The following is a 22,127-nucleotide window of genomic DNA, read 5'->3' on the forward strand; positions in this document are numbered from 1 at the left end:
ATGATCGTAATTAGTGCTTGTTTAGGTGGTATCGCTTGTCGGTATGATGGAAATGACAATCTCGTTTCAAAAATAGAGGAGCTTTTGCAAAAAGAAGATACAGTCCTCATTTGTCCTGAAGTATTAGGAGGATTGCCAACACCTCGCCCCTCAGCTGAAATTATTGGCGGGAATGGCGACGACGTTTTAGACGGAAAAGCGAAAGTGATGACAAAAGACGGTGAAGATGTCACGGAGTCTTTCGTGAGTGGTGCTTATAAAGCACTAGAACAAATCAAAGATTTGCACCCAGAATATATTATTTTGAAAGAGCGTAGTCCATCTTGTGGTAGTTCTACAATTTACACCGGAGAATTTAACGGGAATAAACAAACTGGTTACGGGGTAACAACTGCTTTATTCAAAAGACACGGACTTACAGTCATTTCAGAAGAGGATTTTGAAAATATAAAAAGGAATTGACCCTGTTCGTCAATTCCTTTTTTCTTTCTTATTTTGCACCTAATTTTTCTTTCACTTTCGCTGGAAGCTCATCTTTCTTTACTTCTTCCCAAGCCGAAACACCTTTTTTATCTGAGTGGTATACGCGTAGGAATGCATCTTTACGTAAGTTTTTTTGAGCTGTGAATTCTAATTCTTTCTCTTTACCGTCTTTATCAAAGCCAGTTAGCTTATACTCATAATCTTTATATTTTTGACCATTATCAGCTTTACTATGAACTTCTTTTCCATCTACTGTAATTTGAACGTAGTACTCATCTTTACCCATACGGTTTAAATCACAACCAACTAACAAACTTGCAAATACAACTAAAATACTAAATAGTGCAATGTACCTTTTCATTTCCTTCACCTCATATGTTTTTTCTTATAGTCTTATCTTAAAGCCCAGAGCTTAAAGAAGAAATTCAAAAACATGACATGAACATTACACTTTTGTAAGATAATAATTATTTCTTTACTTTGGAGACTGTCATTCCCTTATCAATTGGACTTTTACGCCAAAAGAAAAGACCTCCTTAACGATTTTATTTCATCGCTAAAAAGGTCTTTCTCTATTTCTGCTAAAAACTTAGCACTCTTCTGGCTTACCAGCATTCGTCGCTGTACGGAAAGATGATCCACATCCGCATGATGCGATTGCGTTTGGATTATCAATTGTGAATCCGCCGCCAAGCATAGATTGTTTATAGTCAATTTTTACTCCTTTAACAATTGGAGCACTTTCTGTATCGATAACAAATTCAACACCGAAAAACTCAAGAACTGTGTCGTCTTCTTTTGGTTCTACTTCAAATCCTAAGCCGTAAGAAAGACCGCTACATCCGCCGCCGTGTACAGCAAGGCGCACATACTTCTCTCCATCTTCAGCATCTTTTAACATATCTTTAATTTGAAAAGCTGCTTGTTCTGTTACTTCAATCATGAAATACACCTTCCTTTCTGTTCTTAGTCCATTATACATCTTTACGCTTCTATCTTGTACTCATACACTCCGCGGCAAATTACTTCCGCAGGGCCTTTCATCAACACGTTTCCTTCTTCAGTCCACGCAATCATTAAATCGCCACCAGCTAAATGAACAGTAATTTCCTTACCGCGTTCCATCTTTCCATTTAAAATAGCAGCTACAACTGCAGCGCACGCTCCTGTTCCGCAAGCTTGCGTTACACCAGATCCACGTTCCCAAACGCGGAAGTTCATCTCGTCATCATTCAAAATTTCGATAAACTCAACATTTACTCGCTCTGGAAACATTTCATGTGTCTCGAGGACTGGTCCAAGTGTTGTAAGAGGTGCTTTTTCTACATCATCAACCAAAATAACCGCATGCGGATTTCCCATTGAAACAGCTGTAAATGCATAACGATGATTATTATATAAGAAGTTTTCACGAATAAATGGCGTTTCACCTTCACCAAGCATCGGTATTTCTGCACGTGTTAGACGCGGTGCCCCCATATCGATTTTCGCTAATGTCACGACACCATCTTCTACTGTTACTTCAGCCGTTACAATACCAGCTAACGTTTCAATTGTGAAAACTGTTTCTTCTACTAGTTTATGCTCATACGCATATTTCGCTACGCAGCGCAAACCATTACCACAGCTCTTTCCTTCAGAACCATCATTATTAAACATGCGCATTTTCACCGGAGCTACGTCTGAAGGGCAAATTAAAATCATCCCGTCTGCTCCAATACCAGTATTAATATTTGAAACCTTTTCGGCCACAAGGGCTAAATCTTCTTCAGGAATTTGCTCTTCAAACATATTTACATATATATAACTATTGCCAAGACCATGCATTTTTGTAAAAGAAAATTGGCTCATTTATATTCACTCCAAAAATAATTTGTTATGTTAAGTATAAAATGCATGCTTTTAGAACACAATATGAATGTCCCCCGTTTCTCATATTTGACAACGTTTGGCGATGAGCCACTCTTACACAATTTGTGTAAGAAAAAAGCCCTTCTAAAAAGGGCCTTTTTTTATTTATCCCACTATTTTCAATTGGGAAGGCTAATAATCAGCATTAGTCTTCCCCACAAAATAAAGTTTTATCTAATGGAAAAGGTGCTGCTAATTCGCAACACCTTAAAACATTGGATTTTCATCCAAATACTCATATACATTATTAACAAGCTCTTCTACTGTTGTACCTTGTACAACTTCACCATTTACAAGTGCAAACGGTCCTTCAAAACAAATACCACAATACCCTAGACAACCGTACTCCATTACATCTAAATTCGGATCTTTTTCTAATTTTTCTAGAGCTGCTTGTGAACCACTTGCAAGGTTACCTACACAAAATTCAATTAATGGTTTAATCAAAATTCTCCCCCCTGTACTACAAAACAAATTACCTTTTCACTTTATCTATAAGAAGAAAACTAAGCTGTTTCTTGTTGTTTTCGTTACACAGTCTAAACTATTTAGTTACTTCATTACTTCACTTCAAAGTAGATGACTTCTTCTATATAACATGCTACTTCCAATGAAATAGTAACTACAAAGGAAAAACAGTTTATTTTACTTTTCTTCTTATTGTACAACAGAGTATTCATTCATGCATTGTTATTTGTTCACAAATTCGATATAATTTGATTGAGTAAAGTCAAAATATTTTATTAATATAAAATTTTATGATTAGGGGATATTTCAACAGAAAAGGGGTAATCCATCATGAAACACCTCGTAATACTAGGTGGCGGCTACGGTGGAATGAGAATTCTGCAAAGGCTACTTCCAAGCAACCAACTTCCAGATGATGTACAAGTGACATTAATCGACAAAGTACCATATCATTGCTTCAAAACTGAATATTATGCATTAGTTGCGGGTACTATTTCAGAAACGCATATTCGTATACCGTTTCCTGAACACCCACGCCTCAATATTCAATACGGCACAATAACAAATATTGACCTCGAAGAAAAAGCTGTTCATCTCGATGGCGGCGAAGCAATCCAATATGATGACTTAATTATCGGACTTGGCTGTGAAGATAAATATCATAACGTTCCTGGGGCTAGGGAATATACACATAGTCTACAATCAATTGAACAAACACGTAAAACATATGAACAATTAAATAGTCTAGAACCAAATGCAACAGTAGCTGTTGTTGGTGCTGGCTTAAGTGGCGTTGAAGTAGCAAGTGAACTTCGTGAAAGCCGTTCTGATTTAAAAATCTATTTATTTGATCGAAAAGATAGAATTTTATTCCCATATCCAGAGAAATTAAGTAGATATGTAGAAGAATGGTTTGTAAAGCATAAAGTTAACATTATACGAAACTCTAACATTACAAAAGTAGAACCAAATATTGTGTACAACCACGATGAACCACTTGAATGTGATGCAATTGTCTGGACAGCTGGTATTCAAGCAAATGAAGTTGTTCGAAACCTTCCAGTTGAACAAGATGGTAGCGGACGGGTTGTCTTAACGAAATATCACAATATTCCAAACAACGAGCATGTTTACGTTGTAGGAGATTGCGCAGCACTTCCACATGCACCATCTGCCCAACTTGCTGAAGGTCAAGGAGAACAAATTGTCCAAATATTATTAAAACGTTGGAATAATGAACCACTCCCTGATGAACTACCTGTTATTAAATTAAAAGGTGTTCTAGGATCTCTTGGTAAAAAACACGGATTTGGTTTACTCGCAAACCAACCGTTAATGGGACGTGTACCGAGATTATTAAAATCTGGTCTTCTTTGGATGTACAAATATCATAAGGGTTAATACTTTACAGGCTGTCTACTATGTAGGCAGCCTCTTTGCATCAGTTTTTAAAAATTATCAGACACATCTTTCTCAATATGTATAATGATTTATTTTTCATTTTTATATTAAAAACTACGGATAAACAGTGTATGCTATTTGTAAGTTGTTTTATTATTTCCTTGAAGACCGAATTCATTCGGTCTTATTTTTTATGTGATAAATACTTTTGTAGGAGGCATTATATTCCACTTATGAACTTATCGAAACTAAACAATCGAATAGAAGCGAAAAAGAAAGAGTTAATCTATCTCGTTGAACGATACGGATTCACTCATCATAAAGTGATTTCTTTCAGCCAAGAATTAGATCGTTTACTTAACTTATTAATAAAACTCAAGACGAAGAAAAAACGTTGCTCTTTATAACCGTTATCTTCTCTTTTTTGATACGATATAACTAGAATCAGAAAGGAGCGATTTATGTTTACATTAAAAAACGTTATATATAAAGATATACTACACATTCCTTATTTACAGATTCAAAAAGAAAAGATTACTTGCATTATCGGTGAAAGCGGAAGCGGAAAAAGCACGTTGCTTCGCATGTTAAACGATTTACAATCTCCAACATCCGGCACAATTGAATATAACGGAAAATTAATTTCTGATTATCATCCTATTCAATTACGTCGTGACGTAGTTATGCTTGGGCAAACTCCACCTATTTTTGATGGAACCGTTAAAGACAACCTATTAATGGGACTTCGTCTTTCTGAAAAACCATTTCCAAATGATGATGCCCTGCGGAGTGCATTACAAACCGTTAGCTTAGACAAGCAATTAGAAGATAGCGCCTCCTCACTATCTGGCGGTGAAAAACAAAGACTTGCCTTTGCACGTATCGTACTTATGGATCCGCCTGTTTATTTATTAGATGAACCAACTTCGGCGCTAGATAGCGATACAGAGCGCCGCGTTATGAAACAATTTACTGAACTAGCACGAAAAAAGAAAAAAACAATTATCTTCATCACACACTCACAACAACTTCCAGAAGAAATTGCAGACGACATTATTGAGATTAGTAAAGCAAACGGTGCAACTAGAAAGGAAGTGCTCTCTGTTGAAGGGCGTTATTGAACTCCAAATTTGGCAACTTGCAGCTGCCTATATTTTCATTCTTATTTTAATTGGACTTGTAAAATTAAAAGGAATACCTCGCGAAAAACAAATCGCTCTCGCAACATTCCGTATGACCATTCAGCTCGTACTTGTTGCATATGTCCTTACATACGTATTTGAAAACAGTAATCCATTTTATACAATTGCTCTCATTACTTCTATTACTACCTTTGCAATTTTTAATATTTATAAACGAGTTAACATCCCAATGTCTAAAGAATTAAAACGAGTAGCCGCCCTTTCCATGGTCGCCGGATCAATTGGGCCACTTCTACTATTTATCTTTGTTATTATCGGACATGATCCGTGGTATGCTCCGCAATATATCGTCCCTATTACAGGAATGTTAGTTGGGAATGCCATGACTGGTGTTTCTCTCGGCGCAAATACGTTCTTAAACAATATGAAATCGCAAAGAGGTCAAATTGAAGGTGCACTTATGCTCGGCGCAACACCGAAAGAAGCAGCTGCTCCGCTCATTCGAGACGCTTTTGATTCTGCTATTTTACCAACAATTAATTCTATGGTCGGAATGGGGATTATAAGCTTACCAGGCATGATGACTGGTCAAATATTATCCGGTGTATCACCATTCACAGCCATTCAATATCAAATCGCCATCATACTCGGTATTTCTGGAAGTACTGCCTTTGCTGTCATTATCTTTTTACAGCTTGGATATAAAACGTTCTTTAATAGGCGATGTCAATTGAAAGAAATTGACTATGGTGCACGGTGAATGGTGCGTAGTTCACGATGAATGAAATTATATTAACGATTTTTTCAATATATCTATCATAACTTGCAATATATCAACGATTTTTCAAATATATCTATCATAACTTGCAATATATCAACGATTTTTCAAATATATCTATCATAACTCAGAATATATCAACGATTTTGTACGAAATATCGATTTACCGACAAAAAGTGACATAATAAAAAGAGGAGGCTATCTGCCTCCTCTTCTATTTACTTACGCCTTCTTAACGAACTGTGATTTTAACTTCATAGCTCCGAAGCCGTCGATTTTGCAATCGATATCGTGATCGCCATCAACTAGACGGATACTCTTTACTTTCGTACCGATCTTCACAACTGAAGAAGTTCCTTTTACTTTTAAATCTTTAATAACAGTAACTGCATCGCCGTCTTGAAGAACGTTTCCGTTCGCATCTTTTACAACTTTCGCACCATCATTATTTTCAGCTTCTGCTTCTTGGCCCCACTCATGAGCACATTCTGGACATACGAAAAGAACGCCATCCTCATACGTATATTCTGAATTACATTTTGGACAATTTGGTAAAGTAGCCATAAATTCATTTCCTCCGTTCATTATTTATACGTAAAAATCAAAATTGATGTTTACATCTCGATAAATAAAATTTGTATAGCATTTCTTTATAGTGCCATAGTCTCACGTTATTGACAAGCCTACCTCAAATTCTCATTTTTTATTGTATTTTACAAAATTTCAATTTGTATGCCGTTTTTCTATTTGCTCTTCTACTAATTTTAAAAATCTTCGTTGTGCATTTTTATTTTTTACGAGCAATCGAACTCTTAGCTTACTTTGTAAATATGAGCGAACTTTGTAGTTCGTAATAAATAACTTTCGATACTTTTCGTCTTCATATATGATTCGAAACCATTCATACTGCTGCAAGTAACGTATGTTAGCATCAATCTTTTTCGTGTGTAAACCCGTACTTAAACTAATCGATCCTATTAGAGCTTCTATTAATGCTGAAATTATTTCTCTTCCCTTAATAAATAAAAGAAGAACCTTCACAAGATTCTTCTTTTCAAAATGAACGAGTTCCCTCTAGAAACCCCAATTATTTTCTTCAATGTAAATTTGATATTCTTCTACTTCTTCTTCACTTAACTTCTTATTATTTTCATATACCTCTTGCCACTCGAAATAATCTTCATCGAAATAAACAGCAAATTTAATTTTCACGTTTTTCTTCTCTGTATAATCATAACCAGTAAACTCTACTACGTCATAATCTTTTTCTTTCTTCACAAACTTCCAAGTTGGATTATCAGTCATAATCTCTAAAGTAACCCCTTCGCCACTTGAACGAACAACGTTTTTAATATTCGGCTCAGTTGGTAAAAAGGACAGCCCGAACGCAGCTAATCCGTACACAATCCCGACTATAATCTGTAAACCAATCATACCAGCAATACTCACGCCGCCCTTTGATTGTAAGAAATACGCCTTCTCATGATCAGACGCATCTTCTCCCTTACGAAAAACACGAACAGCCTGCTTATAATATAAACGGTTTCCTTGCCATCCAGTAAATATCATCATTCCTAATTGAAGAGCTAAACTAAATGTTACATAAATCCCATCTGGAATATCTATAAAAGGGGGTATAACTATACTAGGTATAGCCAATAACGCAAATATAATAAATAACTTATACATTTTACGATAAGCTAACCAAAAAGTTGGGAAGAAAAAGGCTACCCAATTCCATGTATTCCCTTGCGCTGGATTTTCTACTTTACCCCACTTAAAGTCATAATAAGCTGTATTCTTTTGAACAACTTTATGTAATTCTTGTGGAGAAATCGTTTCTTGTAAAACCGTGTCCTTCACGTACATCATCCTTTTCTTATTTCTATATACATTTATTGTATATGGACAAAATGAAGGAATCTAACAAAAAATACACATATTTCATAAAAGTGAACGGAAATCGAATATATTCCGACAATTATCCGTTTCTTATTTCATTTTACTTTTAAATATATTAAAATAATCGTGTATCATACCTTTAATACACTAAGTTAATTATTTTATATATTCACTAAAAAGGATGCATCAAAATCATTTTTATACATCCTTTTTAGTGAATATATACTACTATTTTAAAACAAACATCTCGACTTAAGAGCGCTCACAAATTAGCCTTCTACTATTTCAAACATATTTCCACTTACACAACTAATGAATAGTCTATTATTACCTTCCTCAATTGATACAATAAAATCTATTACAACAACATTTTTAGGGAGTTTAATTATATTTTTTACTTCGCCACATTCAGCATCAAGTATTATCAATTCTAAATTTGAAGTTGCAATGTAAATTTCTCCATCTTTATATAACAGAACCTCTGTAATATCATGTAGAGTAGTATTGTTCCAAAGCACTTTACCTGTTTGAATATTAATACCACAAATTCTGCCTTCTCCTAAGGACAATACCATCATCTCTCCGATAAGAAATGGAGGCAATTCAATTTCAAAAGACATATTTACTTCATATAACTTTTGACCGCTCTTATGATCATAACATTGTATTTGTCTACTTACCCCTTCATATCCATACTCAGTTCTTGTTAATAGTATTTTTGCTTCCTTTGATTCAATGTAAGAGTACCATACCTCATCAAAAGCTTTTTCAAAAATTAAGTTACAGCCTTCTTTTCCATATTCCCACTTTTGTAATACCTCCATTGCTACACATATAAAATGTTCATTAGTTAAAGTAACTGGTTCATTTGGATTACAATCTTCCATCATTTGTTTCCATCGTGTAGAAGCATCTAATAATTGAATGGCAATTGCAACATTACTATATGCATCAACTTCCCCATCTTCATCAAAAGGATTCCCTGCTAATACATAGTAATCTGTGCCAAGATGGCACTGCAATTTTTCTCCTCCGACTCGAACATTCTTTTCCCATACTTTTACTCCACTTTCAAGCTCTAATAAAACATTGTAGCCTTCTTGTGTAATAACTAGTAAACGTGGTAACTCTTCTCCCGTAGTTTTTACATCTTGTATAATATGCCCTTCTATTTCTAAATTCCATAGAAGCTCCCCACAACTTGATGAAATAGCGTACAATTTCGCCATACTTTCTCCAAATCTATTTGCATGCCAAATAATTACGACACCATTCACAGTAATGCAATTACAATCTTCTACTATTGGAATACGGCACTGCCAAATCTCTTCTTTCGTTTCACTATCGAGTTTACGAATTCTGTGGTTATTTTCCTCTACATAAAAGATACTCTTCTTATCATGAGATAGTACCGGAGTAAATATCGGTTCAACCTCTCTCCCTTTTAAATACTTCCATTTTAATTCATACTTGTCACTTGTAGAATGATAAGTTCGATACATAATTTCGTCATTTCCATTTACAAGTTTAGGAACAAATGGATCAATTTCTAACATTCTATGGTAAGCATCTTTGATTCGAAAAGAATCAAATCCACTCATGTAAATCTGCCCTATCTCCTTTTTAAGAAACGAAAAAAGTACTCGTAAAAATTGCTCGCTATCAACACTAGCTAATTTCTTGCCTCTCTGATTAATAATGAGAAATTCCCCATCTTTCTTCTTAAATTCCATCTTTTTTTCATATTCATTTAAGAAAATTGTAGCGTCATCATATTTAAAAACCTCGATACAAGCATCAAACAGCTGACAAATCGGTCCTATTATGTCTGTTTTTTCTTGAAACACAATTCTCTCATCTATACTAAGTACTATTTCTCCAGCATTTTCTGTCGGCAGTTTATTTAGTTCGATTTGAAACTTTTTCATTATTTCCTCCCTCTATTGCGTGTTATCTAAACTAACTATAATATATGACATAAGATTCTTAAAACTATTATTTGAGGTGACCGAATATGAAGAGTACAATTTGGGCAGACGATGACTATTTAAAACTAGCACCCATTAACGATGAACTAATCAAAAAAGCAGAAGAAGTACTGAACGTAAAGCTTCCAGAATCATATATAACCCTTCTAAAAGAACAAAATGGGGGAACTCTTCGTCTCGATGTTCACCCTACTTCAAAGCCAAATTCTTGGGCAGACGATCACGTTAATGTATCTGGTTTATATGGTATTTCTTTTAATGAAAATGAATCTAGTATTTTAGAGAGCCGCTATTTAATTCGAGAATGGGAAATGCCTGAGAATATCGTACTTTTATCTGGTGATGGACATACATGGATTGCATTAGACTATCGAAATGTAGCTGAAAATCCTCCAGTTATATTTATCGATAATGAGTTTGAGGAAATTATTGAATTAGCACCTAACTTTGAAAGTTTCTTACAAAACTTAACTACTTATGAATATGATGAAGAATAAGCCTGGCTCTAAAAAGGAGCAAGATTTTATTACAAATTTACACGCCACTTTAAAACCACTCGGCTTTAAGAAAAAAAGACATACATTTTTCAAAGCTGAAAACGGATTTTATAAGCTCATTAACATACAAAAAAGCCAGTTTGGAGATGATTTTTATATAAATATAGGAGTTCACCCTATCGGTCTCCCGCAGCTTATTACGAACCAATTACAAATAAAAGAAAACACTTCAATATTCGCTTGCATTCTACAAACAAGAATAGAGCCTATACATATCAAACAGAACCAGCTATTGCACAATGTTTCACATGAAACTATCAACATTCCGAATTACCTTTCTACTATTTTCGACTGGTTTCAAACGTGGGCATCTTATGAAAATTTAGTGGAAATAAATATACATTCCATTACTCCGGTACTAGCTGTCGTTCCAATATTAGAAGAAAAAGCGTTTCTACTTCTTACCTGTTTTTCTTTCTACAAATTAAAACAGTACGAACAAGCTAATCGCTACTTACAGCAATATTTACATTGCACCTTGCATCTGAATACCGAGGAAAAAGAGCCCATATTCTTTCACGAAGTTGATATGTATATGAAAAAACTAGTAGAAAGTACAATGTAATTTCACATTGTACTTTCTACTAGTGCTTTATATTCCTCTTGTAACTTTTTAAATCGTTCTTCATACTTTTGCATCTTCACAGTATCCGTTTTTGAATTAAGGACTGGCCTTCTTCTCCCAGTCACCATTATATTTTTCCCATCTATTGCATCGTTCATATATACGTAAGGTTTAAAAGACTCACATACCGTATATGGCAATGCTACAGAGAGTTTTGCATACTCTTCCACTTTAAATTGATTAGATAAGCTTAACTCCTTTAAATTTTTCAATTGCATTAACGGTTCTAATGAATCATCTTTAACCTTTAAATTCATCAAAGTAAGCTTTTGCAACTGCTGTAATTCAGCGAGTGGTTTTAAAGTTTGTACTTTCATCGCTGTATTTATTCCACCACCCATATAGAAGGTATTAAGTTGTGTGCACTTACTTAAAGCACTTAAATCTTCTAACTTAGAAAAATCATCAATTAGTAAGGATTTGAGTTTTTTATTATAATCAATGTCCCATAACGTCTTCGCTTTTGTATTCCAGCACATATACAACTGTTGTAAATTAGACAATTTCTGAAGGCTACTTAAATCCTCGACCCTCATTTCGTACACGTATAATATATCGGGACAAACATACGTAAGAATATGATCAAACTGCTTTTGATTTACTGTGAACATCCATAACTTTTTAACTTTCAAAGATGCTAGTCGTTCTATATTTTTTGTTTTCCCCTCAATCGCTACTTCTTCTAAATCACCAGCTATACCTGCTAAGTCTTTCATAATCTTCGGCTGATCACCAATCGGAAACATGTTATCCCCCCTACAACTCCCAAGTAATATTCATTTCTTCAAATGAATCCTTACTAACTTCCAATCCTTTACTATCTTCCGTTCCAATCATTGCTACTTCTTCTTTGGACAACTTAATTTCCTCATTTGGACTTTGGATTTTTTTCTTATACACGAGTTGTAAAAGCTCTATTTGTTCCTCTGTCAGTTCATACTCTTCTTCTAGTCTTTCTATTGCTGATGCTGTATCAAGTAATGGAATTTCTAATAAGAATCCGCCGTGCTCTTCCATCTCTTCAAATGAATCAATTGAATACGCACCGCTATCCTCAATCCAAAATGCAGTTGTAATAAAAGGAACTGTTTCGCCTTCTACTTCTTCTAATACGTATTGAAGTGCTTCTTCTTTCGCAATATCTATTACTTCCGAAGGTGCCCCTTCAAAATAATTTTTCGCATCAATCCACTCATCAATTCTCTCGCTATTCACATCTTGAAGACATACAATCGTGTAATTCGGATGAAACGTAATTGTCCCTTGTCCGCCTTGGCTATCTTGCATACTATAGTTAAATCCATCCCATGAACTTTCATGTGAGAAATCTGGACAATGCGCTACATTAATTGCATGGGCAATCGAATTTAAAACGCATCCTTTCCATAATTGTTCTCTATCTATATGTAATTTATATTTACTCATCATCTTCCCCCATGCGCATATTTTTTTCTATTATCTTTCCTCTACACAATACTTGTAAATACTTTTCTATCTACTACAAAATAAAAAAGACAATACCCCCCACTGTATTGTCCATTTTCTTCCCTACCATTTCTCTCTACACGTCTCAATTAAATGCAGTAAATACCTCTTCGTCATATCTGCTCTTCTCCACCTTGAGAGCATTCTCTTTTCTTTTGGATTGTGCCGTATTCTCGCTACTTCTTTTAATAAAAGCTCCCATTCTTCCGCTGAACGTTCTGACAAGTATTGCAATCCTCTATCTTTTGAAACGATTGTTTTATGATCTAGTGTATATAAAATACGTCCCATCGTAACGACAGCTGATTCTACCCACTCTTCTATAAAAAATAAATATGGCTTCTTCACCTTTTCACTCCAGTACTGTTCTACGTTGTATTTCATCGTATTTACTACATCATTCCATTGTATTTGCAGCGGAAGATCTTCTGCTTCTTTTCCTGTAACTGTAATGCCTTGATTTTTCAACGTCCACCATGTGACCGCATTAATGTCCCAATGACCAACATTAGCTTTACCATCTGCACAATACACGTACTCGTTCATTTCATCATTGTATTTCCCTAAGTCAGCAAGCGGAATATACATACCGTCCATTCTTTTACCTAGCGTATTGTCACTAAGTTTCTTATGTAGTTCCACAAGCTGCTGTTTTTCAGCTTCATTCACGGAATCATTTATCACTGTAACAAAATCAACATCGCTCGTTTCCTTATGAAATGCACCTAGTGCGATGGATCCGTAAATATATACCCCGACTATTTTTTCATCCAAAAAAATTTCTTTTAATTCTACTGTGTACCGCTCCATTAACTGTTGTACTTCCGTTGGTAACGCATGCTTCACTCCATTTTTCATATCTATCCCTCCAATAAAAAAGCCTTTGCAAATTCGCAAAGACTTCTTGTTTTATAAATATTTCTCGATTTCTTCATAAACATCCTTCAAACGAGGATTTCCTTCTCCAACAATTTCTCCATTTACAAGAACGACCGGATAAAATAAATCTTCTTCCACTACGCGCTCAGCGAATGCTTTTTTATCCGCATCTTCTTGTTCTTCTTGGAAATCAATATACTCGAAATTAAATTTATTTTCTTGTCCTTCATATTTACGACCAATTGCCGCTTGTAACCATTCAAACGTTTCTGTTGAAGACGGCATTCCGACGCAGCTCGCACAAATTACTTTCGTCCCATACACTTGAACATTAACCATTTCTTCTCCCCCACTTCTTGTCCCAACAGTATATTCAGATGTCTTATTACATAAGCACATCATTTTACAAACTTATTCCATACCCCTATACTGAAAAAACACGATACAATATTTCGACAATAAAACAAGAAGAGAAAAAATAGATTTTCCCCTCTATCTTGATTATAATAAAACTGATGAAAGGAGTCGATAAAAATGGAAAACCCACATATGCAAGAACAAGTATTAGAAGTATTAGATAAATTACGTCCATTCTTACTTCGCGATGGCGGAGACGTTGAATTAGTAGACATTGAAGAAGGTATCGTAAAACTACGCCTTATGGGTGCATGCGGAAGCTGCCCAAGTTCTACAATCACACTAAAAGCTGGTATCGAGCGCGCGTTACTTGAAGAAGTACCAGGCGTTATCGAAGTAGAACAAGTATTTTAATCTAAAAGCGGAAGCGGCTCGTTCAGAACAGGAGGTCATTGGAGCTCCTGACGAAGAGGCGCTTTTTGCCTCACAGGAAGGCGCGAAATGGCCGACTGTTCTAGCCGCTGGAGCTGGATATTAATCTAAAAGCGGAAGCGGCTCGTTCAAAATGTGAGGGGGATGGAGCTTCTGACATAGAGGCGCTTTTTGCCTCGGCGGAAGAAGCGAAGCCACCGAACATTTTAGCCGCTGGAGCTGGATATTAATCTAAAAGCGGAAGCGGCTCGTTCAGAATCGCCTTCTAAAAGGAGACCAAATTTGGTCTCCTTTTTTTATTCAAATCACATTTATCCGTTAACATCATAAAACAAAATTGGAAATCCTTCTCAAAAAATGCGATAATTAATACTATATAGTGAATCGTTCACACATATACAGTAAAAAAACATAGGGGGGACGACAGATGCCAAAAATGGGGAACACTTTTGTAACAATCCAAGAACTAGAAAAGAAAAAAGAGTATTTATTAGGCCTTTCATCCGTTATACCAACATGGAATACAAGCTATCAATTTTTATTTAAAGAAATCCAGCAAGAATTATTAGGTAAAGTAAATGAAAAGCTCGAAAGGCATCAATTCGTTTTAAATATATGTACAGATCAACAGGTAGGGGCATAATGTATTACATAAAATTGTGGTATATAAAAAAGAGACCTCACTCGGTCTCTTTTTTATATTTTTAAGATAACCAATCTAATTTTCTAATCCCGAGCTTATCTACTGGTAAACGAAGTGAGCCATAAAAGTGCTTCATAAATTGCTCTGAGCGGTTCACATCGTGTAAAATGGCTTCTAAGCGATCTCTATATATGCTTTTTTGTTCTTCGTTTCCAGTTTGGTAATATCGTTCGACCGTTTCAAAATAGTGAAGCGGGAACAGGAGCCTTGCAAATAATAAACGCCAACCAAATGAGGACAGCGAGTAATTCCGTTCATAATCTGTAACAAATTGAACGATTGTTTGATCCCAGTCTTTCTTTTTTTCAATCATCATATAGCGAATCCATTCTGCTATATCTCGAGTTGGGTGATCATACACCCAATCAAAAGGAAGTTTGAGACGCTTCGTTTGATGCCATAATAAAGGTGTGAATCGTTCTTGGCAAATTGTCGCTGCATCCGTTAGTTGCGGCGTATCATCCATTTCTGTATCAACAACATATTGAATGGCATTTTCTGCAACTCCTAAGTAATACGGGAAGGATTCAATAAACAATTGATCGAATACGTCTGTAGGGTGGTTCATCACTTGTGATTGCCAAAACTTTTCTAACTGATCGAGTCTCTTTTCCCATAACGCTTTCCATTCACCAATGCGGCTTAATTGCTCGATTTCTTCCGGAAAGAATGCACCTCGTTTATGGAATATAGAAAGTTCACTTCCTAATGACGTAGCATGTCGTTCTAACGCTCGCATACCTTTTAATAAGCAGTAATTTTGTTCTTCTATCTCACTTACATAGTAGCCGTGTATAGTTGGAACGAAAGTCGCTACAGTTATATCCCCTTGCTGGTTCATATAGTCACTGAGCTTTTTCATCTCTACAAGTACTTCTTCCTCCATTTCTCCAATTGGAACAAGTACATAAATTTTGTTGCGAATCCAAAAGCTTTTATAGGGGCCAAGGGGGATTAATTCTTTAACATGCATGTGATAATGCTCATAAATATGCTGAATCATCGCAGTCGCCACCTATGGTTTTTCTTTATATATATGAGCTTGTGCTCGCCTTTCATTCCTATGCACAGGATAAAGCAACGAAACGTATACAAATACTAAAAAGAAAAAAAGGTGATAAACATGAAAGAATCAAATCAACTACAAGAAAGAGCATTACAACTATTACAAGAACGTGGTGTAACAATTGACGATATTGCTGAACTTGTTCATTTTCTTCAAAAAAAATATCATCCAAATTTAGAGATGTCAGAATGCCGTTACAATGTAGAACGTGTACTATCAAAACGTGAAGTACAAAACGCACTGATTACTGGTATCGAACTCGATGTCCTTGCTGAAAAGGGAATGCTAAGTGAACCGTTACAAGATATTGTAAAACGTGATGAAGGCTTATACGGAATTGATGAAGTTATCGCACTTTCTATCGTAAACGTGTACGGCTCTATCGGTTTCACGAACTTTGGATATATTGATAAATTAAAACCTGGTATTTTAGAATACTTAAATGATAAATCAACTGGAAAAGTGCACACATTCCTTGACGATATCGTTGGCGGAATTGCTGCCGCAGCTTCAAGCCGTTTAGCGCACCGAGCTGAGCACTCAGAATAATAATGTTTTCTAGGCCGTCAGTTTCATGCTGACGGCCTTTCGTATTCCATAAGCATAAATTCTCTTCCGCGACTCAAAAAAATAGTCTCTTGTTTAAATCCGATATTTTTATATAACGTAATCGCTCTTGTATTAAATGTTGCTACGCTTAATCGAAACATTTTTGCATTAAACTCTTTCGTGGCAAACGCTATTCCAGCTTGGAAGAATTCTTTCCCTATTCCCTTCCCAGTTAACGCCGGCTTCATGCCAAGTCCGATATCAATCACATCTTCTCCACCATATAAATTAGCATCTCTTCCACCTGGCACTTGTGCATTTGCTCCAAAACAAAAATAACCGATGAGGTCTCCTTGATCGTCACAACAGCCATAATACGTTCCATCTAATAGCTCTTCTATTACTTCTTTCTCGCCTGAAAAACTATATAAACTATAAGGTTCCTCGTACGTCCACGTATTTATCTCCATCGCTTCTTCTTTTGTTAACACATGTATATCCAACCTTCTCACTCCTTATCAAATTTCTATATATTTACTCATTCATTTTTCACATTAAATTTCCCTTTAATTGCAATATGCAGAATTACATACGCACAGCTATTAAACAGATGGTACAATTTATTTGAATCGCTGTTGCTACACTTCTTGATTAGAGAAAAGGCGTTAACACGGAAATTAGCGTCTTATCAACCTCAAGCAATTGGCACATTTTGTCATCTTAAAAGACACTCGAACGAGTGTCTTTTTTTCTATATCCAACAAGGACTTACTCATTTCAAAGTATAAATACATAAAATAATGTAAATCATGACACGCATGAATCACTTTCTAAAAGTTATAAAGTAGATTCAAAATAAAAAAGCACTCTTAACTAGAGTGCTTTTTACTTTCAAACAAGGAGGCTACATATATGGATAGTACTCTCGTATTTAACTTTGGCATTGGTATTGTTATCATTTTATTCGTCTTCTTTGTACTTTGTATGAGCGGGGTATAAAAAGGCGATTTTCGAGCGTCTTTTTATACATACATATGTATTACTTGACTTCTATAAAAGTAGTAACCATAATAGTTACAGAAATGCAAATAGCTATTCACATATCCACAAATAGGAGGAAGAAAAATGAAACATGTAATCGTTTATGCACACCCGAATACAGAAAGCTTCAACCATGCGATTTTAGAAACGGTAAAAAGTGAATTAGAAGGAAAAGGTCACGAAGTACGCGTTCGCGATCTATACGAATTAAACTTTAATCCAGTATTAGGCGCTTCCGATTTCATCTCATTTTCTCAAGGAAATACACCAGAAGATATTAAAGAAGAACAAGAACATATCTCTTGGGCTGACAGCATTACATTCATTTATCCAGTGTGGTGGGCGGGACTTCCTGCTATTTTAAAAGGATACGTTGACCGTGTATTTAGCCATGGATTTGCTTATGCTTACGGTGAAAACGGCATTAAAAAGTTATTAAGCGGTAAAAAAGGATTGTTATTATCTACAATGGGCAATACGAAAGAAGCATACACAGCAGGGGGCATGTTTGATGCAATGAAGAAAACAGCGGATGTTGGTATTTTTGAATTTACAGGCATTGAAACAATTGAGCATACATTCTATACAAGTGTCCCTTCTGTGGATGACAGTGTGCGTAAACAATATCTTGAAGAGGTTAAAGACGTTGTGAATCGTGCGTTTTAAATAAAGTTATATCAGCGATTTTCTAAATATATCAGCGCAACTCAGATTATATCGGCGATTTTTCAAATATATCGACTTACCGACAAAAATCGACACTAGTCACAACGAAATAAAAAAAAGCTGTTCCAAAGTTTGGAACAGCTTTCTTCATTACATCTTCTCAATCCACTCCGTCAAGTTATGCACAACTTGCGTTGGTTGTACTTCGTATTCTGTTAACTTCTCCACAGTTGTGACTCCAGTGTGGACAAGAAGAGTATGCATACCAGCATTTATTCCTGCTAAAATGTCTGTATCGTAGTTATCCCCAACCATTAATGCTTCATTCTTTTCTATGCCAAGCACTTTCAAAGCTTGTTCCATAATGATTGATTCTGGTTTTCCGATAAAGATTGGATCCACACCTGTTGATACTGCTACAACTGATGTTAATGAACCATTACCTGGTAATAACCCTCGCTCAGTTGGGATGGCAATATCCCCATTTGTAGAAATAAACGTCGCGCCATTACGCACAGCAAGACACGCTTTTGCTAATTTTTCATATGTGATGTCACGATCTAAACCAACAACAACGAAATCAGGATTTTCATCCACAAGTTCAAATCCTTTTTCCACAAGTGCATCGTGTAAGCCTTCTTCACCAATCATATATACAGTTGCGTCTTGTTTACGTTCATAAATGAAGTTCGCAGTCGCCATACTCGTTGTGAATACTTGCTCCGCTTTCGCCGGAATATCGAAACGAACAAGCTTTTCTGCCACTTGTTCTGGTTTGCGAGTTGAGTTATTCGTAACGAATAAATATGGAATGTCGCGCTCTCCTAATGCTTTTACGAAGTCGCTTGCTTCTTCAATTTGTTCTTCTCCGCGATACATCGTACCGTCTAAGTCAATTAAGTAACCTTTATACATCGATTATGTCTCTCCTTCTATGCTAACGTTCTCACCTTATCATACCACTCTTATATTACCCGCTTTTCCAAAAGAAAAAAACGCTTTACCTTAAAGCGCCCCATAACGTTCATTTTTTCTCTTTTATTTGGTAAGAACAACTACAATCTCCCTCGCACATATTTGCTAGCGTTTTCACTTCTGCGTTCGTAAATAAACGCTTATACATCTCTTTTTCATCTTCACACACTTGCGGGAATCTCTCGGCAATTTCCTTTAACGGACAGTTTTGTTTTTCAATTACGAAAGATTTCTCTCCATCTCTCTTTATTTGAACCATATAACCATTTTTCTCTTGCATAGCTGCTATCTCTTGCACTTTATATGCTAAATTCTTTTGATTACTCACTCTCTTTTGTAACTGTTCTTCCATTCGCTTCGTTCTCTCTTTTAAAACGTAACGAAGTATTTTTTCATCGCCCATTCGAGCTAAATCTTCTAGCATATCAATCGCAAATTGCTTATACTCTTTCGGGAATGTATCTTCTCCCTTTTCGCTTAATCCATACAAATAAGTTGGTCTTCCGACATGTTGCCTTACCATCTTAGAATAAATGAGTCCGTCTTTCTCAAGATTACTTAAATGTCTTCGAATCGCCATTTCTGTAATCTCTAAAACGTCAGCTAGTTCCGCTACCGTGTGCTCTCCCTTTACTTTCAACAATTGTACAATCTCGTCTTTCGTAGTACGTGCTTCCCCCATACTTCACCCTTCTCCCTTTTCTTTCTCACATACAATATAAGATCCCCAAAAGGCATTCTCTGGGGATCTTATAAGCATAATTATTCTGGTACAAATGCAGATACAGGTCCTAATTCCTTTTCTAAATAACTGCGAATATTTGCTGGGTATTTCTCTACCACTGCAATATGTTTTTGAATCGTCTTATATAATTCATCATGATTCATTTGAATATAATCTTGCGTAAGCATTTTTCGAAGAAGGATAATTTCTTTCATCCCTTGTCCATCTTCTTCACTTATCACTCGCTCGTCCATTAAAATATCAATAATATCTTCATAGCTTCCTGGATCGCGCATAATAAATCCATCAATCATCGCATTTCCTACATCTAATACACAATCAATAATAAGATGGGCTATGCGCTCTAATGCGTAAAATTCAAACTCGGTTTCATATATCTTTTTCTCTTGAAATGTACTTGTTGCTCGTTCTAAACATACTAGCATTTGTTCTATTTTCTTTCTGTCTACAAAATACATGAATGTCACCTACCTGGAAATTAAAGCATTTACATTTTAATTGTAACGCTTTCTTCTGAAAAAATCGACAATTTTTCGAATTCACCTTTTCTCCGTTATTTGTTATAGTTATATTTGTATGATTTTTGAAATTGGAGGAATGGAATCTTGGAACGTGAACTCGCACTAGAAATTGTCCGTGTAACAGAAGCAGCAGCCTTAGCATCCGCACAGTGGATGGGCCGCGGAAAGAAAAATGAAGCAGATGATGCAGCAACTACAGCAATGCGTGATATGTTCGATTCAGTAAACATGGCAGGTACAGTTGTAATTGGTGAAGGAGAACTTGATGAAGCACCGATGTTGTATATTGGTGAAGAACTAGGAACAGGTAACGGTCCAGAAGTAGACATCGCCGTTGATCCATTAGAAGGTACAAACATCGTTGCAAAAGGTCTTGCAAATGCAATGGCAGTTATTGCAATCGCAGACAAAGGGAACCTTCTTCATGCTCCTGATATGTACATGGAAAAAATCGCGGTTGGTCCAAAAGCAGCTGGTAAAATTAGCTTAGATGATCCAATTGAAAAAACAATTGAAATTGTAGCAGAAGCTAACAATAAAAAGATTCGCGATCTAACAGTTATCGTTCAAGAACGTGAACGTCATCAAGATATTATTGACCGTGTTCGTGCAAAAGGTGCACGCGTAAAATTATTTGGTGACGGTGATGTTGGTGCGTCAATCGCAACAGCACTACCTGGAACGGGTATCGACTTATTCGTAGGTATTGGCGGAGCTCCAGAAGGTGTTATTTCTGCAGCAGCATTAAAGTGCCTTGAAGGTGAAATGCAAGCTCGCTTAGTTCCAATGAACGAAGAAGAAGAAGCTCGTTGTCGTGAAATGGGATTAGAAGATCCTCGTCAACTTCTTATGTTAGATGACTTAGTATCTGGGGATGATGCAATCTTCTCAGCAACTGGTGTATCTGCTGGTGAGTTATTAGACGGTGTTAAATTCCTTGGTGGAGACTTAGCTGAAACATACTCTATCGTAATGCGTTACAAAACAAGAACAGTACGATTCATTAAAACACATCACCATTTAGATCATAAACCACACTTAAACTTAGATATTTAATAAAGGAGCCATGTGTATGGAAGAACGTTTCTTTCTGTACGACGATACTGTCGCTACAAAAACTCGTTTCGTTAGCTTTATGGGAGAAAATGAGCGTCACGATTTAGCGCTATTATACTCCGATCGTCATTACGGTAAAACAATTGTCCTTGATATGCAACGCAATAAATTTGCAATCATCGGTGCTGACGATTTAAACGAACCAGGCTACTTAGAGCACGCATTTTCTATGACTGAAGAAATTGCAGAAGAATTACGCTCATTTTTATTTGAACTTATATAATTTATCGTATGCACCAGCTATTTTAGCTGGTGTTTTTTCATCACTATTATTTCGAATTTTCAATCTTTTATGTTATAATTAAGAATAAATCTATTTAGATAGAAAGGACGTTAT

The 22,127-nt window shown here is 35.8% G+C and carries 30 protein-coding genes; 13 read left to right on the forward strand and 17 right to left on the reverse strand.

The window, feature by feature from the left end; genetic code table 11:
• Positions 1–462 carry a 2-thiouracil desulfurase family protein gene (locus MR136_RS07970; RefSeq protein WP_088338248.1) on the forward strand — a complete coding sequence of 154 codons (462 nt, stop codon included), beginning with the start codon at positions 1–3 and terminating at the stop codon, positions 460–462.
• A gap of 28 nt (positions 463–490) precedes the next feature.
• On the opposite strand, the gene MR136_RS07975 is transcribed toward MR136_RS07970, so the two are convergent.
• From MR136_RS07975 to MR136_RS07990, 4 genes are all read right to left on the reverse strand, one after another.
• A complete protein-coding gene (locus MR136_RS07975) occupies positions 491–844 on the reverse strand; it encodes a YxeA family protein (protein WP_000833150.1) in 354 nt (117 codons plus the stop codon).
• A gap of 228 nt (positions 845–1,072) precedes the next feature.
• Complete coding sequence (locus tag MR136_RS07980; RefSeq protein ID WP_000573826.1) at positions 1,073–1,426, reverse strand: HesB/IscA family protein; 354 nt, start codon at positions 1,424–1,426, stop codon at positions 1,073–1,075.
• Positions 1,427–1,467: 41 nt separating this feature from the next.
• Entirely contained in the window at positions 1,468–2,334 is an 867-nt protein-coding gene (gene dapF, locus MR136_RS07985) for a diaminopimelate epimerase (protein WP_000077400.1), read from the reverse strand.
• 267 nt (positions 2,335–2,601) lie between these two features.
• Positions 2,602–2,841 carry a YuzB family protein gene (locus MR136_RS07990; RefSeq protein WP_088338249.1) on the reverse strand — a complete coding sequence of 80 codons (240 nt, stop codon included), beginning with the start codon at positions 2,839–2,841 and terminating at the stop codon, positions 2,602–2,604.
• A gap of 351 nt (positions 2,842–3,192) precedes the next feature.
• On the opposite strand from MR136_RS07990, the gene MR136_RS07995 reads away from it, so the two are divergent.
• The 4 genes from MR136_RS07995 (at position 3,193) to MR136_RS08010 (ending at position 6,165) form a co-directional block, all read left to right on the forward strand.
• Positions 3,193–4,263 (forward strand): NAD(P)/FAD-dependent oxidoreductase, encoded by a 1,071-nt coding sequence (locus MR136_RS07995; protein WP_000682068.1) that lies wholly within the window; start codon positions 3,193–3,195, stop codon positions 4,261–4,263.
• Between the two features lie 233 nt (positions 4,264–4,496).
• The gene (locus MR136_RS08000; protein ID WP_135277695.1) at positions 4,497–4,670 is read left to right on the forward strand and encodes an aspartyl-phosphate phosphatase Spo0E family protein; all 174 of its coding nucleotides are present in this window, start codon (positions 4,497–4,499) and stop codon (positions 4,668–4,670) included.
• Between the two features lie 54 nt (positions 4,671–4,724).
• Positions 4,725–5,384: an ABC transporter ATP-binding protein gene (locus tag MR136_RS08005; RefSeq protein ID WP_078421540.1), complete on the forward strand. Its 660-nt coding sequence runs from the start codon at positions 4,725–4,727 to the stop codon at positions 5,382–5,384.
• Complete coding sequence (locus MR136_RS08010; protein ID WP_242259312.1) at positions 5,368–6,165, forward strand: ABC transporter permease; 798 nt, start codon at positions 5,368–5,370, stop codon at positions 6,163–6,165. The genes MR136_RS08005 and MR136_RS08010 overlap by 17 nt, the downstream gene beginning before the upstream one ends.
• A 240-nt stretch (positions 6,166–6,405) precedes the next feature.
• On the opposite strand, the gene phnA is transcribed toward MR136_RS08010, so the two are convergent.
• The 4 genes from phnA to MR136_RS08030 all read right to left on the reverse strand — a co-directional run bounded on the left by phnA (position 6,406) and on the right by MR136_RS08030 (position 10,013).
• Positions 6,406–6,747, reverse strand: coding sequence for an alkylphosphonate utilization operon protein PhnA (gene phnA / locus MR136_RS08015; RefSeq protein WP_000212737.1), 342 nt, complete (start codon positions 6,745–6,747; stop codon positions 6,406–6,408).
• 159 nt (positions 6,748–6,906) lie between these two features.
• Complete coding sequence (locus MR136_RS08020) at positions 6,907–7,188, reverse strand: hypothetical protein (protein ID WP_031312441.1); 282 nt, start codon at positions 7,186–7,188, stop codon at positions 6,907–6,909.
• 69 nt (positions 7,189–7,257) lie between these two features.
• The gene (locus MR136_RS08025; protein ID WP_002026505.1) at positions 7,258–8,055 is read right to left on the reverse strand and encodes a DUF2628 domain-containing protein; all 798 of its coding nucleotides are present in this window, start codon (positions 8,053–8,055) and stop codon (positions 7,258–7,260) included.
• A gap of 299 nt (positions 8,056–8,354) precedes the next feature.
• Positions 8,355–10,013 (reverse strand): outer membrane protein assembly factor BamB family protein, encoded by a 1,659-nt coding sequence (locus MR136_RS08030; RefSeq protein WP_242259313.1) that lies wholly within the window; start codon positions 10,011–10,013, stop codon positions 8,355–8,357.
• Between the two features lie 86 nt (positions 10,014–10,099).
• Between MR136_RS08030 and MR136_RS08035 the strand changes: the two genes are divergently transcribed.
• Both MR136_RS08035 and MR136_RS08040 read left to right on the forward strand, forming a co-directional pair.
• Positions 10,100–10,570 carry an SMI1/KNR4 family protein gene (locus MR136_RS08035; protein ID WP_002025033.1) on the forward strand — a complete coding sequence of 157 codons (471 nt, stop codon included), beginning with the start codon at positions 10,100–10,102 and terminating at the stop codon, positions 10,568–10,570.
• Positions 10,557–11,195, forward strand: coding sequence for a DUF4304 domain-containing protein (locus tag MR136_RS08040; protein WP_242259314.1), 639 nt, complete (start codon positions 10,557–10,559; stop codon positions 11,193–11,195). The genes MR136_RS08035 and MR136_RS08040 overlap by 14 nt, the downstream gene beginning before the upstream one ends.
• A gap of 2 nt (positions 11,196–11,197) precedes the next feature.
• Here the strand turns inward: MR136_RS08040 and MR136_RS08045 are convergent, their stop codons facing one another.
• The 4 genes from MR136_RS08045 to MR136_RS08060 all read right to left on the reverse strand — a co-directional run bounded on the left by MR136_RS08045 (position 11,198) and on the right by MR136_RS08060 (position 13,958).
• Positions 11,198–12,001 carry a leucine-rich repeat domain-containing protein gene (locus MR136_RS08045; RefSeq protein ID WP_000483944.1) on the reverse strand — a complete coding sequence of 268 codons (804 nt, stop codon included), beginning with the start codon at positions 11,999–12,001 and terminating at the stop codon, positions 11,198–11,200.
• 10 nt (positions 12,002–12,011) lie between these two features.
• Positions 12,012–12,680: a hypothetical protein gene (locus MR136_RS08050; protein WP_061457841.1), complete on the reverse strand. Its 669-nt coding sequence runs from the start codon at positions 12,678–12,680 to the stop codon at positions 12,012–12,014.
• A 123-nt stretch (positions 12,681–12,803) separates the two neighbouring features.
• On the reverse strand, positions 12,804–13,598 hold the full coding sequence (locus tag MR136_RS08055) for a nucleotidyltransferase domain-containing protein (RefSeq protein WP_242259315.1): 795 nt from the start codon (positions 13,596–13,598) through the stop codon (positions 12,804–12,806).
• Between the two features lie 51 nt (positions 13,599–13,649).
• On the reverse strand, positions 13,650–13,958 hold the full coding sequence (locus tag MR136_RS08060) for a YuzD family protein (protein ID WP_000248588.1): 309 nt from the start codon (positions 13,956–13,958) through the stop codon (positions 13,650–13,652).
• Positions 13,959–14,153: 195 nt separating this feature from the next.
• On the opposite strand from MR136_RS08060, the gene MR136_RS08065 reads away from it, so the two are divergent.
• A complete protein-coding gene (locus tag MR136_RS08065) occupies positions 14,154–14,390 on the forward strand; it encodes a NifU family protein (protein ID WP_000431159.1) in 237 nt (78 codons plus the stop codon).
• A gap of 445 nt (positions 14,391–14,835) precedes the next feature.
• On the forward strand, positions 14,836–15,051 hold the full coding sequence (locus MR136_RS08070) for a hypothetical protein (RefSeq protein WP_001125507.1): 216 nt from the start codon (positions 14,836–14,838) through the stop codon (positions 15,049–15,051).
• A gap of 61 nt (positions 15,052–15,112) precedes the next feature.
• Here the strand turns inward: MR136_RS08070 and yutH are convergent, their stop codons facing one another.
• Entirely contained in the window at positions 15,113–16,114 is a 1,002-nt protein-coding gene (gene yutH / locus MR136_RS08075) for a spore coat putative kinase YutH (RefSeq protein WP_000614215.1), read from the reverse strand.
• Positions 16,115–16,234: 120 nt separating this feature from the next.
• Between yutH and MR136_RS08080 the strand changes: the two genes are divergently transcribed.
• A complete protein-coding gene (locus MR136_RS08080) occupies positions 16,235–16,726 on the forward strand; it encodes a phosphatidylglycerophosphatase A family protein (RefSeq protein WP_000665103.1) in 492 nt (163 codons plus the stop codon).
• 23 nt (positions 16,727–16,749) lie between these two features.
• On the opposite strand, the gene MR136_RS08085 is transcribed toward MR136_RS08080, so the two are convergent.
• Entirely contained in the window at positions 16,750–17,229 is a 480-nt protein-coding gene (locus tag MR136_RS08085; RefSeq protein ID WP_017674507.1) for a GNAT family N-acetyltransferase, read from the reverse strand.
• Positions 17,230–17,851: 622 nt separating this feature from the next.
• Between MR136_RS08085 and MR136_RS08090 the strand changes: the two genes are divergently transcribed.
• Entirely contained in the window at positions 17,852–18,433 is a 582-nt protein-coding gene (locus MR136_RS08090; RefSeq protein WP_017674508.1) for an NAD(P)H-dependent oxidoreductase, read from the forward strand.
• Between the two features lie 150 nt (positions 18,434–18,583).
• Here the strand turns inward: MR136_RS08090 and MR136_RS08095 are convergent, their stop codons facing one another.
• The 3 genes from MR136_RS08095 to MR136_RS08105 form a co-directional block, all read right to left on the reverse strand.
• The gene (locus MR136_RS08095; protein WP_006918861.1) at positions 18,584–19,348 is read right to left on the reverse strand and encodes a TIGR01457 family HAD-type hydrolase; all 765 of its coding nucleotides are present in this window, start codon (positions 19,346–19,348) and stop codon (positions 18,584–18,586) included.
• 109 nt (positions 19,349–19,457) lie between these two features.
• A complete protein-coding gene (locus tag MR136_RS08100; protein WP_000503345.1) occupies positions 19,458–20,090 on the reverse strand; it encodes a helix-turn-helix transcriptional regulator in 633 nt (210 codons plus the stop codon).
• A gap of 80 nt (positions 20,091–20,170) precedes the next feature.
• The gene (locus MR136_RS08105) at positions 20,171–20,611 is read right to left on the reverse strand and encodes a DUF86 domain-containing protein (RefSeq protein ID WP_000274006.1); all 441 of its coding nucleotides are present in this window, start codon (positions 20,609–20,611) and stop codon (positions 20,171–20,173) included.
• Positions 20,612–20,758: 147 nt separating this feature from the next.
• Between MR136_RS08105 and glpX the strand changes: the two genes are divergently transcribed.
• Together glpX and MR136_RS08115 are read left to right on the forward strand one after the other, a co-directional pair.
• Positions 20,759–21,730: a class II fructose-bisphosphatase gene (glpX, locus tag MR136_RS08110; RefSeq protein ID WP_000439090.1), complete on the forward strand. Its 972-nt coding sequence runs from the start codon at positions 20,759–20,761 to the stop codon at positions 21,728–21,730.
• A 16-nt stretch (positions 21,731–21,746) separates the two neighbouring features.
• Complete coding sequence (locus MR136_RS08115) at positions 21,747–22,013, forward strand: DUF3055 domain-containing protein (RefSeq protein ID WP_000392606.1); 267 nt, start codon at positions 21,747–21,749, stop codon at positions 22,011–22,013.
• Positions 22,014–22,127: the final 114 nt, after the last annotated feature.

Source organism: Bacillus cereus group sp. BfR-BA-01311 (genome assembly GCF_022664295.1).
In the GTDB taxonomy this organism is placed as follows: Bacteria; Bacillota; Bacilli; order Bacillales; family Bacillaceae_G; genus Bacillus_A; species Bacillus_A cereus.

Excerpts from the sequence above, each read along its gene's own strand:
- MR136_RS07970 (WP_088338248.1), top strand. The coding sequence starts at position 1 with ATGATCGTAATTAGTGCTTGTTTAGGTGGTATCGCTTGTCGGTATGAT.
- MR136_RS07975 (WP_000833150.1), bottom strand. The coding sequence starts at position 844 with ATGAAAAGGTACATTGCACTATTTAGTATTTTAGTTGTATTTGCAAGT.
- MR136_RS07980 (WP_000573826.1), bottom strand. The coding sequence starts at position 1,426 with ATGATTGAAGTAACAGAACAAGCAGCTTTTCAAATTAAAGATATGTTA.
- dapF (WP_000077400.1), bottom strand. The coding sequence starts at position 2,334 with ATGAGCCAATTTTCTTTTACAAAAATGCATGGTCTTGGCAATAGTTAT.
- MR136_RS07995 (WP_000682068.1), top strand. The coding sequence starts at position 3,193 with ATGAAACACCTCGTAATACTAGGTGGCGGCTACGGTGGAATGAGAATT.
- MR136_RS08000 (WP_135277695.1), top strand. The coding sequence starts at position 4,497 with ATGAACTTATCGAAACTAAACAATCGAATAGAAGCGAAAAAGAAAGAG.
- MR136_RS08005 (WP_078421540.1), top strand. The coding sequence starts at position 4,725 with ATGTTTACATTAAAAAACGTTATATATAAAGATATACTACACATTCCT.
- phnA (WP_000212737.1), bottom strand. The coding sequence starts at position 6,747 with ATGGCTACTTTACCAAATTGTCCAAAATGTAATTCAGAATATACGTAT.
- MR136_RS08025 (WP_002026505.1), bottom strand. The coding sequence starts at position 8,055 with ATGATGTACGTGAAGGACACGGTTTTACAAGAAACGATTTCTCCACAA.
- MR136_RS08030 (WP_242259313.1), bottom strand. The coding sequence starts at position 10,013 with ATGAAAAAGTTTCAAATCGAACTAAATAAACTGCCGACAGAAAATGCT.
- MR136_RS08035 (WP_002025033.1), top strand. The coding sequence starts at position 10,100 with ATGAAGAGTACAATTTGGGCAGACGATGACTATTTAAAACTAGCACCC.
- MR136_RS08040 (WP_242259314.1), top strand. The coding sequence starts at position 10,557 with ATGATGAAGAATAAGCCTGGCTCTAAAAAGGAGCAAGATTTTATTACA.
- MR136_RS08045 (WP_000483944.1), bottom strand. The coding sequence starts at position 12,001 with ATGTTTCCGATTGGTGATCAGCCGAAGATTATGAAAGACTTAGCAGGT.
- MR136_RS08050 (WP_061457841.1), bottom strand. The coding sequence starts at position 12,680 with ATGAGTAAATATAAATTACATATAGATAGAGAACAATTATGGAAAGGA.
- MR136_RS08055 (WP_242259315.1), bottom strand. The coding sequence starts at position 13,598 with ATGAAAAATGGAGTGAAGCATGCGTTACCAACGGAAGTACAACAGTTA.
- MR136_RS08060 (WP_000248588.1), bottom strand. The coding sequence starts at position 13,958 with ATGGTTAATGTTCAAGTGTATGGGACGAAAGTAATTTGTGCGAGCTGC.
- MR136_RS08065 (WP_000431159.1), top strand. The coding sequence starts at position 14,154 with ATGGAAAACCCACATATGCAAGAACAAGTATTAGAAGTATTAGATAAA.
- MR136_RS08070 (WP_001125507.1), top strand. The coding sequence starts at position 14,836 with ATGCCAAAAATGGGGAACACTTTTGTAACAATCCAAGAACTAGAAAAG.
- yutH (WP_000614215.1), bottom strand. The coding sequence starts at position 16,114 with ATGATTCAGCATATTTATGAGCATTATCACATGCATGTTAAAGAATTA.
- MR136_RS08080 (WP_000665103.1), top strand. The coding sequence starts at position 16,235 with ATGAAAGAATCAAATCAACTACAAGAAAGAGCATTACAACTATTACAA.
- MR136_RS08090 (WP_017674508.1), top strand. The coding sequence starts at position 17,852 with ATGAAACATGTAATCGTTTATGCACACCCGAATACAGAAAGCTTCAAC.
- MR136_RS08095 (WP_006918861.1), bottom strand. The coding sequence starts at position 19,348 with ATGTATAAAGGTTACTTAATTGACTTAGACGGTACGATGTATCGCGGA.
- MR136_RS08100 (WP_000503345.1), bottom strand. The coding sequence starts at position 20,090 with ATGGGGGAAGCACGTACTACGAAAGACGAGATTGTACAATTGTTGAAA.
- MR136_RS08105 (WP_000274006.1), bottom strand. The coding sequence starts at position 20,611 with ATGTATTTTGTAGACAGAAAGAAAATAGAACAAATGCTAGTATGTTTA.
- MR136_RS08115 (WP_000392606.1), top strand. The coding sequence starts at position 21,747 with ATGGAAGAACGTTTCTTTCTGTACGACGATACTGTCGCTACAAAAACT.